We start from the raw sequence: 18,024 nt of genomic DNA, 5'->3' as shown, positions 1-18,024 counted from the left end.
AGCGAAGGGGGAGAGTCAGATGGGCAAGAAAATGGATAAATTCACAGGTGCCTTGGAAAGTGTAGCTTATACCATATCCAATCAGAAACATATCAAGGCAATTAAGCAATCATTCGTAACCTTGATGCCGGTCATCATCGTAGGAGCATTTGCAGTCCTGGTCGAGAATATGATCCTGGACCCGGAAACAGGTTTGGCAGCATTCGGTATGTTTTCATTCCTAGCTGAGCTGCAGGGGATCATGAGCGCGATAAATTATGCGACATTGAACTTCATCACCATTGCAGCAGTGGTGCTGATCGGGATTGAACTTGGCCGTATCAACGGGCTCAAGTCGCTGTTCCCGGGTTTGATGGCCTTGATATCGTATATCTCTGTTATCCCGACCACGGTATTCCTGGAGGTGGATGGTTCCTTGCAGGAAGTGGCCAATGTATTGGCAAGGGAGTTTTCGGACCCGAAAAGTCTATTCCTTGGAATGATCATCGCACTCGTATCAGTAGAGTTGTTCACGTGGTTTTCTAAAATGGATAAACTTACTATAAAAATGCCGGAAAGTGTTCCTTCGAATGTAACGACATCATTTGCTTCTTTATTTCCATCGATCATCACGGTGACGATCATTGCCAGCTTCGGGTTCGCATTCCATCGTACAACTGGAATATATTTACATGAAGCGGTGTATAATGTGATTCAGCGTCCTCTGGAATCGGCCATTCAAGGTTTGCCGGGTATCTTACTTTTAATGTTCGTTGCTCAATTTTTCTGGGTCATCGGTATCCATGGAAACCAGATGATCAAGCCTATCCGCGAGCCGCTTTTACTAGGGTCAATCACCGTCAATATGAACGCGTACGCAGCTGGTGAAGAGATTCCGAATATTATCACGATGCCTTTTTGGGATGTGTACATGAACATCGGAGGATCCGGTGTCACAATCGGGCTTTTGGCAGCGATATTCATTGCGGGGAAAAAGCAGGAGATGCGCAGCATCGCAAAGCTATCAGCAGGACCAGGTGTATTCAATATCAATGAACCGGTCATTTTTGGTGTACCGGTCATGCTGAATCCGATTTTAGCAATTCCATTCATCATCACGCCGCTTATCACGGGAACGATTGGATATATCGCAACTGTTATCGGATTTGCAGACAAGGCTGTTGTCATGGTTCCATGGACAACACCGCCTATTATCAATGCATGGTTGTCCACAGGAGGAAGCTGGGGAGCTGTCATCACACAATTGATATGTATTGCCGCTGCCATTCTGATTTACTTGCCTTTCATTTTCATTGCCAACCGTACACGAAGATTAGACGAAGGTTCCACGGATGAAACTGGTACGAAGGTAGTGTAGTAAGTTATACGAACATCTATCAGACAGCTTACAGTATGAAAAGGAGAGGTAATTGGATGACACAGCAGATGCAAATACCAGACCACTTTATATTGGGTGCAGCAGCATCAGCCTGGCAGACGGAGGGATGGAGCGGAAAGAAAGAAGGCCAGGATAGCTACTTGGATGTATGGTACAAACAAAACCGGCATGTTTGGCATAATGGCTATGGCCCTGCTGTAGCGACGGATTTTTATAATCGTTATCGGGAAGATATCGGGTATATGAAGGAAATCGGACTGACACATTATCGTACTTCCATCAATTGGTCCCGGTTTCTTGTCGATTATGAGGAAGGGATAGTTGATGAAAGGTATGCGGCTTATGTGGAAAGCATGATTGACGAGCTACGGAACCAAGGAATCAAACCAATGATCTGCCTGGAGCATTATGAAGTCCCGGCTTACTTATTGGATAAATATGACGGATGGAGTTCCTATGAAGTGGTGAACCTGTTTGTCCTGTACGCACAGCGTGCACTGGAACGATTTGGAGGGAAGGTGGATTTGTGGTTCACCTTCAACGAGCCGATCGTCCCTCAAACACGGGTTTACTTGGATGCCATTCGCTACCCTTATGAACAAAACACCAAGAAGTGGATGCAGTGGAATTATCACAAGGCTTTAGCTTCAGCAAAAGTCGTTGCATTATTTCGTTCTTTGCCAATCAATGAACGGGATGACAGCAGAATCGGAATCATCCTGAATCCAGAAGTAACCTATCCGAGAAGTTCGGCATCACATGATAAGCAAGCGGCAGAAATCTATGATCTTTTTTATAATCGTGTATTCTTGGATCCTAGTTTGAAAGGAACATATCCGGAGGAATTAGTGCAGCTGCTGAAGAAGCATAATATCATGTTTGAAGCAGAAGACGCGGACTTAGCTGTGATCAAGCAGCATACGGTGGACATAGTCGGGTTGAATTTGTATTACCCCCATCGGGTGAAGACACCGGCATATCAGTGGCGTGAGGAAACACCCTTCCACCCGTCCTATTATTATGACAAGTTCGTTTTGCCGGGACGCGAAATGAACCCTTACCGAGGATGGGAGATTTATCCGTCTATTATTTACGATATGGGGATACGAATCAAAGAAGAATATGGAAACGTCCCGTGGTTTATTGCTGAAAACGGGATGGGAGTAGAAAATGAGCAGCGCTTTCGAGGATACGACGGCAGAATAGAGGATGACTACCGAATTGCATTCATTCGTGACCATCTGGAAGAGGCGCTTCGTGTCACCAAGGACGGATCGAATTGCCATGGATATATGCTTTGGGCATTTACAGACAATGTATCTCCGATGAATGCGTTTAAAAACAGATATGGCTTGGTCGAGATAGATTTGGAGAAAAATCGACAGCGCAGGCTTAAGAAATCAGCATACTGGTATCAGCAAGTCATTCAGTCGAGGTCGTTGAACATTATAGAAGAGGAATACAAATAATAGGAGGAAATAGCATGAAGCGAATTCTATTGGCTTGCTCAGCAGGTATGTCAACATCGATGGTTGTGTCCAAAATGAAAAAAGCGGCGGAAGCATTAGAAGACGAATACTATATTTATGCCATACCGGAAGGAGCAATAGAGGAAGAATTACTAGCTCATCATGAAGAAGTGGTTGTCATCATGCTAGGTCCTCAGGTTCGATTTGCAAAGCGAGCAACAGAAAAGCGGGCAAAGCCATATGGAATCCCTGTCGATGTAATGGATGTAAGGCTGTATGGCACCGCTGATGGGGAAAAATTATTGGAAAAAGCGCTGCAGCTGGCAAGTCAGCGACAATAGGAGGTGCTCCGGTGAAAGAGACGTTAGAAGAAATGCAGCAGGCAGCTTTCCAGATCATAGCGCATGCTGGAGACGCTCGAAGTCATTACGTAGAGGCCATGCGCTTGGCAAGGGAAAGAGATTTCGAGGGAGCGAAATCTGCAATGGCATCAGGAGATAAAGCATATAACCAGATTCATAAAGTGCATGTTTCCTTTATCCAGAGAGAAGCTACAGGAGAACTGCTGCCATTTTCGCTCCTTCTTGCACATGCGGAGGATCAGATGCTATCGAGTGAAACAATCAAGATAATGGCAAGTGAGTTTTTGGCGTTGTGTAGTGAACTGCTTCCTGTTTCAAAGTAAAGCGATGAAGCAGCAGAGCCCCCATCAATAAATTGAGTTAGGCTCAGGCATCAGTCTGAGCCCTTTCGTATTGATACCGTATTCATAATTTTCAGACCATTAATGCTATAATAAGAGTGAACTCTACTATCGGGAGGAAACTAATTTGCAAACAAGCCAGAATGTCTACGAAAGAATATCGGAAATCCTGGAAGGTAAAAGCAGCAAACTGATTTCTGTCAGTGACCGTATATGGGACTTTGCGGAAACGAGATACGAAGAGATTCAATCTGCTGAAATACAGGCAGTTACTTTGGAAGCGGAAGGTTTTGAGGTGCAGCGGCAAGCAGGAGGCATCGGGACGGCATTTGTGGGTGGCTTCGGAAGCGGATATCCGGTCATTGCATTCCTGGGGGAGTACGATGCATTGTCTGGTTTGAGCCAGCAGGCAGGCACCGCAGCAAAGGATCCGATTGCGGAAGGAGGAAACGGACATGGCTGCGGGCATAATCTGCTGGGAACTGGTGCAATGGGAGCGGCTATTGCGGTGAAGGAGCTGCTGGAGGAGACTGGGTTGCAGGGAACAGTGCGGTATTATGGGTGTCCAGCAGAAGAAGGGGGAGGCGGAAAAGCCTTCATGGCCCGAGCCGGCCTGTTTGACGATGTGGATATAGCGCTGACATGGCATCCTTGGGACGAAAACCGGGTCTACCATGCAAGGATGCTTGCGACATGTCAGGTGTATTTCCGTTTTGCTGGTACAAGCAGTCATGCCGCCTTCAGCCCGCACCTCGGCAGAAGCGCACTGGATGCGGTCGAGCTGATGAACATCGGAGCTAATTTCCTGCGGGAGCATATCATCCCGGAGGGGCAGCTGCATTATGCGATAACTGACGCTGGCGGTATGAGCCCGAATGTCGTCCAGCCGAATGCAGAGGTTCTTTATAAGATCCGTGCCCCGAAAATCAGTCAGGTCGAAGCGATCCTGGAGCGGGTGAAAGATATTGCCAAAGGGGCAGCCCTGATGACAGGTACCGAATTGAAGATCCAATTCGATGCTTCGTCAGCTGACTTGATCCCGAATGCGACATTAGGAAAGCTGATACAAAAGCATCTGGAAGCGACCGAAGCACCCAGCTATACGGAAGAGGAATACACGTTTGCCAAAGAGGTGCAGCAAACATTCAGTACAGAAGAAAAAGCAATGATAGAGAAAAATGATAATAAGGTTATTGCGCAAGGTGTTCTGGATTTCCCGGCAGAACCAGGCTTCTTTAAAGGATCCACAGACGTCGGCGATGTCAGCTGGCTTGTCCCTGTTGGGCAAATCTATGTCACAACCTGCGCATTTGCTACGCCATTCCATAGCTGGCAGCTTGTCACCCAAGGAAAATCATCGATTGCTCATAAAGGCATGCTGTTCACCAGCAAAGTACTGGCTGCAGCCGCCATGGAATTATTGGATAAGCCCGAGATGCTCGAAGGAATAAAAGCGGAACACGAGGCTAATCTTGGCGGAGAAACGTATAGGTCATTGATCCCGGCTGATACGAAGCCAGCACCGATTAAAAGAAAAAAATCACACTAAGAAGACATTTCCATGGAAGTGTCTTCTTTTTATGCTGAATCATGAACTTGTACGTTTATGTTGATGAAAATCGATTGAATGTACGTACGAATTAATGTATTATCACAATAAGTAATTAAATATACGTACAAGAAGAGGTGAGCCTGATGCTGGAGGAATTGAAAGAACAGGTGCTGCAAGCGAATCTGGATCTTCCAAAATACCAGCTTGTGACTTTTACGCGAGAAATGTAAGCGGTATCAAAAAAGGGTGCCGGATTGGTGGTGATCAAGCCTGGCGGAGTGGCGTATGAGAATCTGACGGTAAAGGATATGGTGGTTGTCAACTTGGATGGGGAAGTGGTGGAAGGTGACTTGAAGCCATCATCAGACACAGCTACACATTTGTTGTTATATAAACATTTTGAGGAAATTGGAGGGATTGTCCACACGCATTCCACTTGGGCCACAGCCTTTGCACAAGCAGGTAAAGGAGTACCTGCGCTCGGAACGACTCATGCGGACTACTTCTATGGAACCATCCCCTGCACCCGCCCGATGACCGGACAAGAGATTCAACGGGACTATGAGCTGGAGACAGGAAATGTCATCGTTGAGACCTTTAGGGAAAAAGGACTGGATCCGAACCAAGTACCGAGTGTGCTCGTCCACAAGCACGCGCCATTCAACTGGGGTAAGACACCGGCCGAAGCGGTACATAACACTGTTGTGCTGGAAGAAGTAGCGAAAATGGCGCATCTTTCCTATCAGCTGGATCAGCAGCTGTTGGATAAGCATTATTTGCGAAAACACAGGTCGGATGCATACTACGGCCAGACGACTTAGGAGGGGATTCCATGGGGAAGGATAAATTTGCGATTGGAATTGATTATGGAACAAAGTCCGGCAGAGCGGTGCTCGTCCGGCTGCGAGATGGGATGGAAATGGCTGAGCATGTGACGGAATACCAGCATGGTGTCATGGACGTGAAGCTGCCGCATTTGGATAAGGCGTTGGGATATGAGTGGGCGCTGCAGCATCCGATGGATTATCTTGATGTGCTGCGTCAATCCGTTCCGGCAGTCATCCAGGCAGCCAAGGAAGATCCAGCTGATGTCATTGGCTTGGGCATCGATTTTACTGCTTGTACCATTTTACCGGTGGATGTGAATCTGGAACCATTGTGCTTTGATAAAGCTTTCCGTGATAACCCGCACAGCTGGGTGAAGCTCTGGAAACATCATGCTGCCCAGGAGGAAGCGAATAGGCTGAATGAAATTGCCGGAGAGCGGGGGGAGGCCTTCCTTGCTCGCTATGGCGGGAAAATTTCTTCGGAATGGATGGTTCCGAAAATTTGGCAGATTGTAAATGAAGCACCGGAAATCTATGAAGCTGCTGATCAGTTCATTGAAGCGACCGACTGGGTGATATCCCAATTGACAGGCGAACTGAAAAGAAATAGCTGTACGGCTGGATATAAAGCGATTTGGCATAAGCAGGATGGCTATCCATCAGCCGACTTCTTTGCCAGCCTGCATCCTGCCATGCGGGATTTGACTGACACGAAACTGCGGGGGGATGTCTATCCGCTTGGTACGAAGGCTGGTGAACTGCAGGATGACTTTGCAGCTGCCATGAATCTGTCTCCAGGTATTGCAATCGCAGTGGGGAATGTCGATGCCCATGCGGCGGTTCCGGCAATGGGGGTTGTAACGCCTGGCAAGATGGTGATGGCAATGGGGACATCCATTTGCCATATGCTGCTCGGGACAGAAGAGCGGACAGTCGAAGGCATGTGCGGAGTGGTCGAGGATGGCATCATTGAAGGCTACTACGGCTATGAAGCGGGGCAATCTGCCGTTGGGGATATTTTTGGCTGGTTCGTGGAGGAGCAGGTTCCGGCTTATGTTCATCGTCAAGCAGAAGCGGCCGGCAAGAATATTCATCAATGGCTGGAAGAGAGAGCGAGCGCTTATCGGCCTGGAGAGACTGGTTTATTGGCGCTTGACTGGATGAACGGCAACCGTTCGGTACTGGTCGATACGGAATTGAGCGGATTGGTGCTTGGGCTGACGCTGGCGACTAAGCCGGAAGAAGTGTACCGTGCATTGCTGGAAGCCACAGCGTTCGGCACGAGGAAAATTGTCGATGCTTTCCATAAAAGCGGAGTTGCGGTGGAGGAGCTTTATGCATGCGGCGGTCTGCCGCAGAAGAATAAATTGCTTTTGCAGATTTTTGCAGACGTGACGAACCGCCCGATCTACATTTCGGATTCGGTACAAACACCGGCTGTGGGCGCGGCGATGTTCGGTGCTGTAGCAGCTGGAGCAGAAGCAGGCGGATATGACAGCATCCTTGAAGCTGCCGATAGGATGGCCAGGGTGAAGAAAGATGTCATTCAGCCGATACCGGAAAATGTGGAGATCTATGATTTGCTTTATCAGGAATACAACAAGCTGCATGACTATTTCGGCCGGGGGGATAACGACGTAATGAAGCGTCTGAAAGCAATCCGTTCACAGTCTGAAAGAAAATTGACACTACAGTAATAAGGGGGAGCTAGCATGCTGCAAGTAAAGCCATATGTGTTTTGGTTCGTGACAGGAAGTCAGCATTTATACGGGGAAGAGACACTCGATCAGGTGAAAGGGAACTCTGAGGATCTCATCCATAAGCTGAATGCGCAAGGAACGCTGCCATTTCCGATCATCTTCAAGGAGGTGCTCACCAATGCAAGCGATATCCAGCGGGTCAGCCTGGAGGCGAATGCAGATCCGGAATGTGCCGGTTTGATCACTTGGATGCATACATTCTCTCCTGCAAAGATGTGGATAGGCGGTTTGAAGGCGCTTCAGAAACCGCTTTTGCATCTGCATACGCAATACAACCGTGATGTACCGTGGGATTCGATCGATATGGACTTTATGAACCTCAACCAGGCTGCCCATGGCGATCGCGAGTTTGGTTTCATGGGAACCCGTCTCAATAAAGCGAGAAAGGTGATTGTCGGGTATTGGGGCAGCCGGGATGTGCAAAAGCGTATGGCGGACTGGATGACGACGGCTGTCGGCTTCAACGAAAGTCAGCAGATCAAGGTAGCTCGTTTTGGAGATAATATGCGCACGGTAGCCGTAACGGACGGCGACAAGGTCGAAGCACAGATCAAATTTGGCTGGACTGTCGATTATTATGGGATAGGTGATCTGGCAGCGGAGATGAAAGAGGTATCGGATGCTGATGTCGAGGAGCTCATGGAAGCTTACAAAGAAGCCTATGATCTGCCGGCAGAAAAAGATAAGCTCGCTTCTATCCGGGAACAAGCCCGGATAGAAGCGTCATTGAAACGGTTCTTGGATCGCGGCGGCTACCAGGCGTTCAGCACGAACTTCGAAGATTTGCATGGGATGAAGCAGCTGCCCGGCCTTGCCGTCCAGCATTTGATGGCACAGGGCTATGGATTTGCCGGAGAAGGGGATTGGCGAACGGCGGCACTCGTGCGTTTGCTGAAAGCAATGGCGAACAATGAAAAGACCTCCTTCATGGAGGACTATACGTACCATTTGGAAGAGGGCAATGAACTGATATTGGGATCCCATATGCTGGAGGTTTGCCCCACAGTTGCCGCTGATCGTCCATCCATCCAAGTGCATCCGCTCGGGATCGGCGGTAAGGAAGACCCGGCGCGGATTGTATTCGATGGTATTGCAGGGGAGGCAATCAATGTTTCCATCATCGAGCTTGGCGGCCGTTTCCGTATGGTCATCAATAAAGTGGATGCAGTCGAAGCGGAAAAAGACACACCGAATTTACCGGTTGCCAAGATACTGTGGAAGCCGCAGCCATCCTTGAGCGAAGCAACGGAAGCTTGGATTTATGCTGGCGGCGCCCACCATACCGCTCTTACATTTGCGCTCACGGCAGAGCAGCTCGAAGACTTTGCCGAGATGGTCGGTATTGAATGTGTGACAATCGATAATGCTACAAGCCTGAAGCAGTTCCGGAAAGAACTGGAGTGGAATAAGGCGGTGTGGAAATAAGCAATATCGTCAGTCATCTTTAAAGTTGAAAACCATAAAAAAGGGGCCTAAAAAGCCCCTCAGGCTGTCGAGAAAGTCTCGACAGCCTTTTTATTTTGAGTTCACTTCTTTTTCTTACTTTTTTATAATAGAAGAAACGACTAAAAGGCGGTGCCAAGATGTTAAATTCCAGAGAGAATGACCAAACAGCTCTTGAAATCGTAACTATAGAAGAACTTGTCCCTGAAAACCACCTATTGCGTAAGATAGAAACCCACATAGATTTCTCCTTCATCCGTGAAAAAGTTCGTCCTTATTATTCGGCGGACAATGGCCGTCCTTCCCTAGATCCTCTTGTCCTCTTTAAAATGATCTTTATCGGCTACCTTTTCGGTATCCGTTCCGAAAGGCAATTAGAGAAAGAAATCCAGACAAACATTGCTTACCGTTGGTTTTTAGGACTTAAACTCACGGACCCAGTCCCTCACCACTCTACAATAAGCTGGAATCGTTGTAATCGATTCAAGGGCACAGATATCTTCCAACAAATCTTTGATGAAATTGTAGAACAGGCAATGAAGCATCGTATGGTTGGAGGACGCGTCTTATTCACTGATTCCACCCACTTAAAAGCCAATGCGAATAAAAGAAAGTTCATCAAGAAGGAAGTACAGGAAGCTACTCGTTCATATCAGGAAGAATTGGATAAAGCAATCCAAGAAGAACGTACAAAACAAGGAAAAAAGCTTTAAAGTCACGAGAGGAGGTGACAGAAACGAAAGTAGTGAAAGAAAGCACGACTGATCCAGAGAGTGGCTATATGTATCGAGAAGGAAAGCCTGAAGGCTTTTTCTACTTAGATCATAGAACTACGGATATGAAATATAATATTATTACCGATGTCCATGTCACGGCCGGAAATGTGCACGATTCACGGCCTTATTTGGAGCGCCTTGAACGACAGAAGGAACGCTTTAATTTTGATGTGGAAGCTGTCGCTCTGGACTCCGGTTATCTCACTACGCCAATCTGTCACGCCTTGAATGAACAGAATATTTTCGCTGTCATCGGTCACCGACGTTTTCATCCTACTAAAGGATTAATGCCTAAATGGAAGTTCAAGTATGTCCCAGAGAAAGATCATTATGTTTGTCCAAACGGACAAACATTACCTCTGCGAACAACAAATCGAGAAGGGTATAAAGAATACGCATCTGACCCTAAACAATGTACTGCTTGCCCACTGTTGGCCACATGTACGAAATCAAGAAATCATCGAAAAGTTATCACAAGGCATGTTTGGGAAGGTAGTAAAGATTGGGTGCGGGAAAATCGCCTGAGCCACTCAGGAAAGTTATTATATAAATTGCGAAAAGAAACGATAGAGCGAAGCTTTGCGGATGCGAAACAACTCCACGGGCTTCGCTATTGTAGGTTACGAGGAAGAGAAAAAGTGCAGGAACAGGCGCTGATGACAGCGACCTGTCAGAACATAAAAAAGATAGCCAACCACCTAGCAAAGCTAGGATAGGTAGGTGGCTGGCTATCTTTTTTATAAAACAGCCCTTTAAAGAAAGCAGAAGAGTATCGAATAAAAAAAGATTGTAGAGAAACTGGGATTTCTCTACAATCTGAGGGGCCTAAAAAGCCCCTTTTCTTCTGTCTGACGATGGGAGCAGCTATTTCAACATCTCCAGCAATTCCTCCAACTTAGTGATTTCATAGTCCGGGGTAAGCGGCAGATGATTCGGCAGTCTTCCAGGATTGAACCAGCATGTGTCCATCCCCGCCATATTTCCACCTTGGATATCAGCTACCAGGGAGTCGCCGATGATCAAGGATTCCCCAGGTTCTATACCTGGAACCCGTTCGAATACGTAATCAAAGAAACCTGCCATCGGTTTTTGGTAGCCTGTATCTTCTGAAACAAAAACAGACTGGAAGTATGGCAGCAGCCCGGTAGCCTCAAGGCGGCGGAATTGCGTGTCGGAAACGCCGTTGGTCACAATATACAGCGGATAGTGCTTGGATAGTTTTTCAAGGACCTCGGCGGCGCCGGCAATCATATGTCTTCCCCGAGCCAGAAGTTCTCGATAGGCAGCGTCCAGATCGGCTCCGTCTACTTGTCGGTCATACAGTGCGAAAAACTCTGTGAATCTGGAACTGACGACGGTATCCCGGTCGATTTCCCCTTTTTCAAATGAACTCCATAATCGTTGGTTGATGGTGCGGTATGCAGTCATGGCAGCTTCATCTGTAGGCAGGCCGTGCTGCTGGAATAGAAGCGGAAGGGCTTCTTGTTCCGTTTTTGTAAAGTCGAGGATGGTATTATCTACGTCGAAAAATAGTGCATCGTATTGTTTCTTCATGTCGTCTTCCTCCAGATGTATTTTGCTGAATTATGTCTTGGCTGTGCGTACAAGGCTGTCTATACGGGCTATTCGTTTCCGTTACTGATCGTACCATATCTGCAGCAGCGGAAAAATGCTCTGGTGGATTTCACTCCGGGAATACATATAATATCGAACAACATAGTGCGCCATTCCCGTCACTTGTGATATGCTAACTTATACGAACATGTCAAGGAAGCTGGTGTTAGTTATGCAGACAAAATATGGAATCGTGAAGCAAGCAATCAAGTCTAAAATCCTCGATGGCTCCTATGAGCCGCATGCAAAAATCCCGTCCGAGAGTGAAATGATGAAGCAATTCGAGGTAAGCCGTCATACAGTGCGGCTGGCCATCGGCGAATTGGTTACAGAAGGCTGGCTGTATCGGGAACAAGGAGCGGGTACATTCTGTGCCGACCGGTCAAAGCAGCAGCTGCAGCAGAACGGAATGCAGAATAAGAATATCGCCATTGTGACGACGTATATCTCCGATTACATTTTTCCGTCCATCATTCGCGGAGCTGAAGCTTATTTGAGTGATCATGGCTACAATGTCAGTCTGTTCAATACGAATAATGATCATAAGAAAGAAAGGGAATATTTGGAGCGGATCATCACTACTGGCTTCGATGGGGCAATCATAGAGCCGACAAAAAGCGCATCAGCGAATCCGAATATCAATTACTACCTGAATCTCGAACGTCTGCAAATTCCGTATATCATGATCAATGCGTACTACGATGCATTGGAGCCGTTTCGTGTACTGGTTGACGATGAGCGCGGTGCTTTCCTTCAGACGGAGCATCTTATCAAGCAAGGTCATCGTGATATCATCGGTTTTTTCAAAACGGATGATATGCAGGGAACGCTTCGGATGAAGGGATATTTGAAGGCGCATCGTGAATATAAGGTGCCGATCAATCCCAATCATATTGTGACCTACAGTACAGAAGAAAAGCTTGTGAAGCCGATGGAAGAGCTGGAGGCCTTATTGGACCAGACAGATGCCAAGCCGACCGGATTGGTATGCTATAACGATGAACTGGCTATCAAGCTTATCAATGTCCTCCGGGAACGCAACATGAAGATCCCGCAGGATATGTCCATCGTCGGCTTTGATGATTCCTTCCTGACCGAATTATCCGAAGTGAAGCTGACGTCTGTCGAACATCCAAAAGCAGAGCTTGGCCGTGCGGCTGGCAAACTGATTCTGGATTTAATCGAGAGCGGTCACGGCAAGGGTTCGGAGGCTGCGATCGAGAGCATTGTATTCCCGACGAAACTGGTGGAAAGACAGTCCACGCAAGCTATAGGGGAAGAGACATTGGCAAAAATAAAGTAAAGGGAATGGAGCTGAAGGAAGGCAGCTCCATTTTCGTGACTTATTAAACAAGTTTTCGTTATTTTTTCTTTTTGACAAATGTTGTTCGTATAAGTTATTCATCTATCGACATAAAACTTATTGACTGATCAGGGGCAGGATGATACGATGTACATAGTTCGAACCGTATAGGCCGATGAAAAATGTATGCGCTATCATGAAGATCGTTCCCAGTCAGCCGATTACGGAAAGAGAGGTATGACCTCTTTAGTAAACGCTTTCAGAGATGTCTTTGAATTTAAAAATGAGGGGGTAGCTATGATGAAGAAGGTTTTGAAGACACTTATGATCGGTTTGATGATCATCGTGTTGGCAGCTTGCAGTAAAGGCGGCAGTGGTGGCGGAGGCAGTGAAGCGGATGAAACGACAGTAGTAGGCGAAGATCTTGAGAACGCAACGGAATTGACTTATTGGACATTCGTTGGTCAGCATATGGATTTGTTCAAGGAGGCAGCAGAACGCTGGAATGAAGAATTCCCGGATCGGCCGATTAAGCTTGTTGCAGAAACGTATCCATTTGACCAAATGCATAATAATCTATTGCTGAGTTTGCAGTCTGGCAAGGGAGCGCCGGATATTGCGGATATCGAGCTGAGTAAATTCCCTAACTTTCTGCAGGGTGAGCCTCAATTGGAACCAATGAATGAATATGTGGAGCCGGTATTGGCCGATTCCGTCGAGGCCAGGTTCGACCTGTATACCAAGGATGGAAACTATTATGGCATTCCGACGCATGTAGGTGCGACTGTCATGTATTATAATACCGAAATCATGGAACAGGCGGGTGTCGATATCGATTCCATCGAAACTTGGGATGATTTCGTGGAAGCTGGTAAACAAGTGACGGAGAAAACGGATGCAGTCATGTGGAATGTTGGCACCTCTGACTTTCTCATGGATTTATGGCCGATGGTTTCCCAGCAGGACTCCGATTTCTTCGACGCAGAAGGAAATCTGACATTGGATAACGAAACGAACATCAAGACACTCCAGTTTTTGTATGATGCGATTTATACCGAGAAAATTGCTGAGCTGACCCCTGGTGGAAATAACCAATCAGAGGATTTCTATAAGTATTACACAGAGGGCAAATCTGCTGCCATCTTGGCACCGCTATGGTACATGGGACGTTTCCTTGACAACATGCCTGAAATGGAAGGCAAGATAGCTATCAAGCCGCTTCCTGCATGGGAAGAAGGAGGGAAACGCTCCGCTGGCATGGGCGGCACAGGGACAGTCGTGACCAATCAGGCAAAAGATAAGGATTTGGCAAAGGAATTCCTTGCATATGCCAAGCTTTCGGAAGAGGGCAGCATCAATTTGTGGAAGGTTCTTGGATTCGACCCGCCTCGCTGGGATGTGTGGGAAAGCGAAGCGGTCCGCGAAGATAATAAATACTATCAATTCTTTGGCGATGGCATCTTCGATATGCTGCTGGAAGTGAAGGATGAGATCAATACACTGAATATCACAGAGAATACGCCGGATGTCTCCACCGAGTATAATACGATTATTGCGGATTCCGTATTGAGGCAGAAAAACAAGTCTCCTGAAGAAGCTATGAAAGAAGCTGCCGATAAGATTGAAAGTACGATGCAGCAATAGGCGGGATGAAACGAGGGCAGCGTAGCAACCGCTGCTCTTTTTTAAATTTTTCTTCTATTGCAAAAAACGCTTGTTTTTATATCGATATCTGACTATACTAAACATATAAACTTATACGTACATATTTTGATTGCTCGAAACATCGCTCTAAATATGTTCGTACATGATGCGATGCAGGTGGTCTTCTTTTTTTCTCTAGATTTGTAAGCGTTATCAATAAAAAGGAGTGGGGATACATGGCAGATGAATTGCAAGCAGCTATGGTACTGGACAAAAATTATCAAATCAGTGAAGTTGATCGGCGGATTTATGGTTCTTTCATCGAACATTTAGGCAGGGCTGTTTATGGCGGCATGTATGAACCAGGTCATCCTGAGGCGGATGAGCAAGGGTTCCGGAAAGATGTCATCGACTTGGTAAAGGAGCTTCAGGTGCCGATTGTCCGTTATCCGGGCGGTAATATGGTTTCTGCTTACAACTGGGAAGATGGTGTCGGACCGAAGGAAAAGCGTCCAAAACGGCTGGAGCTTGCTTGGCGCACGATTGAGCCGAATGAAATCGGGACAAATGAATTCGTCGACTGGGCCAAAAAAGTGGGTGCGGATGTCATGATGGCGGTGAACCTTGGTACAAGAGGAATCGATGCTGCCCGTAATTTGATCGAATATACCAATCATCCGGGCGGGACGTACTGGAGTGATTTGCGCAGGGAGCATGGTTATGAACAGCCGCATCATATCAAGACCTGGTGTTTAGGCAATGAAATGGATGGACCATGGCAGGTAGGGCAAAAGACAGCAGCCGAATACGGCAAAATCGCTAAGGAAACAGGGAAAGCGATGAAGCTTGTCGATCCGGATATCGAACTGGTTGCCTGCGGCAGCTCGAACACCGATATGCCGACTTTCCCGGAGTATGAAGCGACAACATTGGATATCGCCTATGATGAGGTGGATTATATTTCACTTCACCAATATTACGGCAACAGCTCCAATGATCCAGCAAACTACTTGGCGAAGAACATGGATATGGACCATTTCATCAAGACCGTGATTTCGACCTGTGATTATATCAAGGCAAAGCATCGCAGCAAGAAAACGATCAACTTGAGCTTCGACGAATGGAATGTCTGGTACCATTCCAGGGAGCAGGATGAAAAATTGGATCCGTGGACAGTCGCACCTCCGCAGCTGGAAGATGTCTATAACTTCGAAGATGCCCTGCTGGTGGGAAGCATGCTCATCACTTTGCTCCGTCATGCTGATCGTGTGAAGATGGCGTGCATGGCTCAGCTGGTGAATGTCATTGCACCGATCATGACGGAAAACAATGGCCGATCTTGGAAGCAGACAATCTATTACCCTTATCTGCATGCCTCCGTTTATGGCAGAGGTGTCAGCCTTCAGCCGATCCTTTCTTCTCCAAAGTATGACAGCAAGGACTTCACGGATGTACCTTACATCGACAGCGCTGCTGTTTATGACGAGCAGGGACAGGAGCTTACGATTTTCTTGGTGAATAAGCATCTGGAAGAAGCGATTCCGCTTGAGGTGGATGTGCGCAGCTTCGAGGATTATGAAATCCTGGAGCATATCGTGCTGGAGCATCATGATTTGAAGGCTGCAAATACGAAGGATATGGCACGTGTCACCCCGCATAAAAACGGGGAATCGGGCTTGGAAGACGGCAGGCTGAAAATAAAGCTGAATAAGACTTCCTGGAACGTCGTCCGGCTGCGTAAAGCCAAATCAAACTAAAGCTAAAAGGGGGGATTTAGATGAATACTGTCACACCAGCGGCACCGGTAAAGGCACGCAAGAAACAGAATAAGCTCGTCCGGTTCCTGAATTCCAAGAAGGTTGTACCTTTTGTTTTCATATCGCCATTTGTCCTGTCACTGCTCCTATTCACTGTCTATCCGGCTATCCAGGGAGTCATCATGAGTTTTCAGAGCGTGCTCCCGGGCCAAGTGGAATTCATCGGGATGAGCAACTATGAACGTGTTTTCAACCCGACATTTTACCGAGCTGTCTCCAATACGACCGCGTATGTGATCCTGACCGTATTGATCCTGACCATCATTCCGATGGTGCTTGCGGTAATCCTGAATTCGAAGCATGTGAGATTCCGGACGCTTTTCCGGGCATCGCTCTTCATCCCGGCACTTACCTCCACAATTGTCGGGGGGATGATTTTCCGTTTCATGTTCAGTGAACAGGAAGGGGCAGTCGCTAACCAGCTCATTGGGTTGTTCGGCTCCGAACCGATCAAATGGATGTTCACTCCTTGGGCGGCCATCGGACTCATGGTCTTGCTCGCCTGCTGGCGCTGGATCGGCGTAAACATTCTCTATTTCCTGGCTGCTTTGCAGAACGTGCCGGATGAGATGTATGAAGCAGCTGAAATTGATGGTGCCACAAGATGGCAGCGCTTCCGTTTCATCACGATGCCGATGCTGAAGCCCATCATCATCTTTGTCAGTACGATTACGATCATCAACGGCTTCCGCATGTTTGAAGAAAGCTATGTGTTCTGGGCTGTGGGATCCCCAGGCAATATCGGCCTGTCGATCGCGGCTTATATTTACCAGCAGGGTATCCAGCAAAATGATATGGGCTTCGGTGCTGCTCTTGGTGTCGTATTGATGCTCATCATCTTTGTGATCAGCATCATCTATTTGATAGCCACTGGTACATTCAAGAAAGGGGATAGGTGATGAAAAAGTCTAATAACAGATTACTCGGGGTGATTGCCACTGTGGTCATGGCCATTGTCAGCTTGATAGCGCTTTTCCCGATCATAAGCATGGTGCTTTCTTCTTTCATCCCTTCCTCCTCGCTGATGAGGAACGGCATATCATTCAGTTTTCCGTGGGATGAATTGACGCTGAGCAACTACACATACATTTTCACGCAATCTCCTGAATATTGGACTTGGTATGGAAATAGCCTTTGGATTTCAGCGCTGATGATCGTCCTGTCTTTGTTCTTTTCTTCCATGGTCGGTTATGCGCTGGCGATGTATGACTTCAAAGGAAGCAATATTTTCTTCGTGGCAGTTTTGTTCATTTTGATGGTGCCATTCGAGATCCTGATGCTTCCGCTATTCCGTCTCATGATGGATATGATGCTGATCGATACGTATCTTGGCGTCATTTTGCCGGGTGTCGTTGCCCCGGTTGCGGTGTTCTTCTTCCGGCAGTATGCGCTTGGTCTGCCGAAGGAGCTGATGGATGCAGCCCGGATGGATGGATCGACGGAGTATGGGATTTTCTTCAAAATCATGCTGCCGCTGATGGGACCATCCCTGGCAGCGATGGCTATCTTGCAAGGGCTTGGCAGCTGGAATAACTTCCTGTGGCCGCTGCTGGTGCTGCGATCGAATGATATGTTCACCCTGCCGCTCGGCTTGGCTACGCTGTTGACGCCATACGGGAATAACTACGACATTCTGATCGCGGGGTCTGTCATGACGATAATTCCTATCGTCATTCTGTTTATTTTCTTCCAGCGTTATTTCATTTCCGGATTGACTGTCGGCGGGGTCAAAGGCTGA

The 18,024-nt window shown here is 47.3% G+C and carries 14 protein-coding genes and 1 pseudogene; 14 read left to right on the top strand and 1 reads right to left on the bottom strand.

Annotated elements, in window-relative coordinates; genetic code table 11:
• The first annotated feature begins 19 nt into the window (after nt 1-19).
• The 9 genes and pseudogenes from MHI54_RS05420 to MHI54_RS05380 all read left to right on the top strand — a co-directional run bounded on the left by MHI54_RS05420 (nt 20) and on the right by MHI54_RS05380 (nt 10,624).
• The gene (locus MHI54_RS05420) at nt 20-1,357 is read left to right on the top strand and encodes a PTS transporter subunit EIIC (RefSeq protein WP_233134874.1); all 1,338 of its coding nucleotides are present in this window, start codon (nt 20-22) and stop codon (nt 1,355-1,357) included.
• A 56-nt stretch (nt 1,358-1,413) separates the two neighbouring features.
• Nucleotides 1,414-2,847, top strand: a complete 1,434-nt coding sequence (locus MHI54_RS05415; RefSeq protein WP_233134873.1) for a glycoside hydrolase family 1 protein — start codon at nt 1,414-1,416, stop codon at nt 2,845-2,847.
• A 14-nt stretch (nt 2,848-2,861) separates the two neighbouring features.
• On the top strand, nt 2,862-3,188 hold the full coding sequence (locus tag MHI54_RS05410; RefSeq protein WP_095215117.1) for a PTS sugar transporter subunit IIB: 327 nt from the start codon (nt 2,862-2,864) through the stop codon (nt 3,186-3,188).
• An 11-nt stretch (nt 3,189-3,199) separates the two neighbouring features.
• Nucleotides 3,200-3,532 carry a PTS lactose/cellobiose transporter subunit IIA gene (locus MHI54_RS05405; protein ID WP_233134870.1) on the top strand — a complete coding sequence of 111 codons (333 nt, stop codon included), beginning with the start codon at nt 3,200-3,202 and terminating at the stop codon, nt 3,530-3,532.
• A gap of 145 nt (nt 3,533-3,677) precedes the next feature.
• A complete protein-coding gene (locus MHI54_RS05400; protein WP_095215116.1) occupies nt 3,678-5,099 on the top strand; it encodes an amidohydrolase in 1,422 nt (473 codons plus the stop codon).
• 146 nt (nt 5,100-5,245) lie between these two features.
• A pseudogene (locus tag MHI54_RS05395) lies at nt 5,246-5,923 on the top strand (L-ribulose-5-phosphate 4-epimerase).
• A gap of 11 nt (nt 5,924-5,934) precedes the next feature.
• Nucleotides 5,935-7,626: a ribulokinase gene (locus MHI54_RS05390; RefSeq protein WP_340082552.1), complete on the top strand. Its 1,692-nt coding sequence runs from the start codon at nt 5,935-5,937 to the stop codon at nt 7,624-7,626.
• Nucleotides 7,627-7,641: 15 nt separating this feature from the next.
• Complete coding sequence (araA, locus tag MHI54_RS05385; RefSeq protein ID WP_095215114.1) at nt 7,642-9,114, top strand: L-arabinose isomerase; 1,473 nt, start codon at nt 7,642-7,644, stop codon at nt 9,112-9,114.
• 158 nt (nt 9,115-9,272) lie between these two features.
• A protein-coding gene (locus MHI54_RS05380; protein WP_340081544.1) for an IS1182 family transposase occupies nt 9,273-10,624 on the top strand; the annotation gives its coding sequence in 2 pieces (ribosomal slippage) (nt 9,273-9,840 and nt 9,840-10,624; 1,353 coding nt in all).
• Between the two features lie 148 nt (nt 10,625-10,772).
• Here the strand turns inward: MHI54_RS05380 and MHI54_RS05375 are convergent.
• Nucleotides 10,773-11,462 (bottom strand): YjjG family noncanonical pyrimidine nucleotidase, encoded by a 690-nt coding sequence (locus MHI54_RS05375; protein WP_095215113.1) that lies wholly within the window; start codon nt 11,460-11,462, stop codon nt 10,773-10,775.
• Between the two features lie 232 nt (nt 11,463-11,694).
• On the opposite strand from MHI54_RS05375, the gene MHI54_RS05370 reads away from it, so the two are divergent.
• From MHI54_RS05370 to MHI54_RS05350, 5 genes are all read left to right on the top strand, one after another.
• On the top strand, nt 11,695-12,825 hold the full coding sequence (locus MHI54_RS05370; protein WP_340082547.1) for a GntR family transcriptional regulator: 1,131 nt from the start codon (nt 11,695-11,697) through the stop codon (nt 12,823-12,825).
• 300 nt (nt 12,826-13,125) lie between these two features.
• Nucleotides 13,126-14,469 carry a sugar ABC transporter substrate-binding protein gene (locus MHI54_RS05365; protein ID WP_095215111.1) on the top strand — a complete coding sequence of 448 codons (1,344 nt, stop codon included), beginning with the start codon at nt 13,126-13,128 and terminating at the stop codon, nt 14,467-14,469.
• A gap of 236 nt (nt 14,470-14,705) precedes the next feature.
• Nucleotides 14,706-16,226, top strand: a complete 1,521-nt coding sequence (locus MHI54_RS05360; protein ID WP_095215110.1) for an alpha-N-arabinofuranosidase — start codon at nt 14,706-14,708, stop codon at nt 16,224-16,226.
• 20 nt (nt 16,227-16,246) lie between these two features.
• Complete coding sequence (locus tag MHI54_RS05355; RefSeq protein WP_095215109.1) at nt 16,247-17,185, top strand: sugar ABC transporter permease; 939 nt, start codon at nt 16,247-16,249, stop codon at nt 17,183-17,185.
• Complete coding sequence (locus MHI54_RS05350) at nt 17,185-18,024, top strand: carbohydrate ABC transporter permease (protein ID WP_095215108.1); 840 nt, start codon at nt 17,185-17,187, stop codon at nt 18,022-18,024. The genes MHI54_RS05355 and MHI54_RS05350 overlap by 1 nt, the downstream gene beginning before the upstream one ends.

It is taken from the genome of Terribacillus sp. FSL K6-0262 (assembly GCF_037977385.1).
GTDB lineage: Bacteria > Bacillota > Bacilli > Bacillales > Amphibacillaceae > Terribacillus.
The sequence above is the reverse complement of the archived record's forward strand: the minus strand, read 5'-3'. Positions and strand labels throughout refer to the sequence as shown.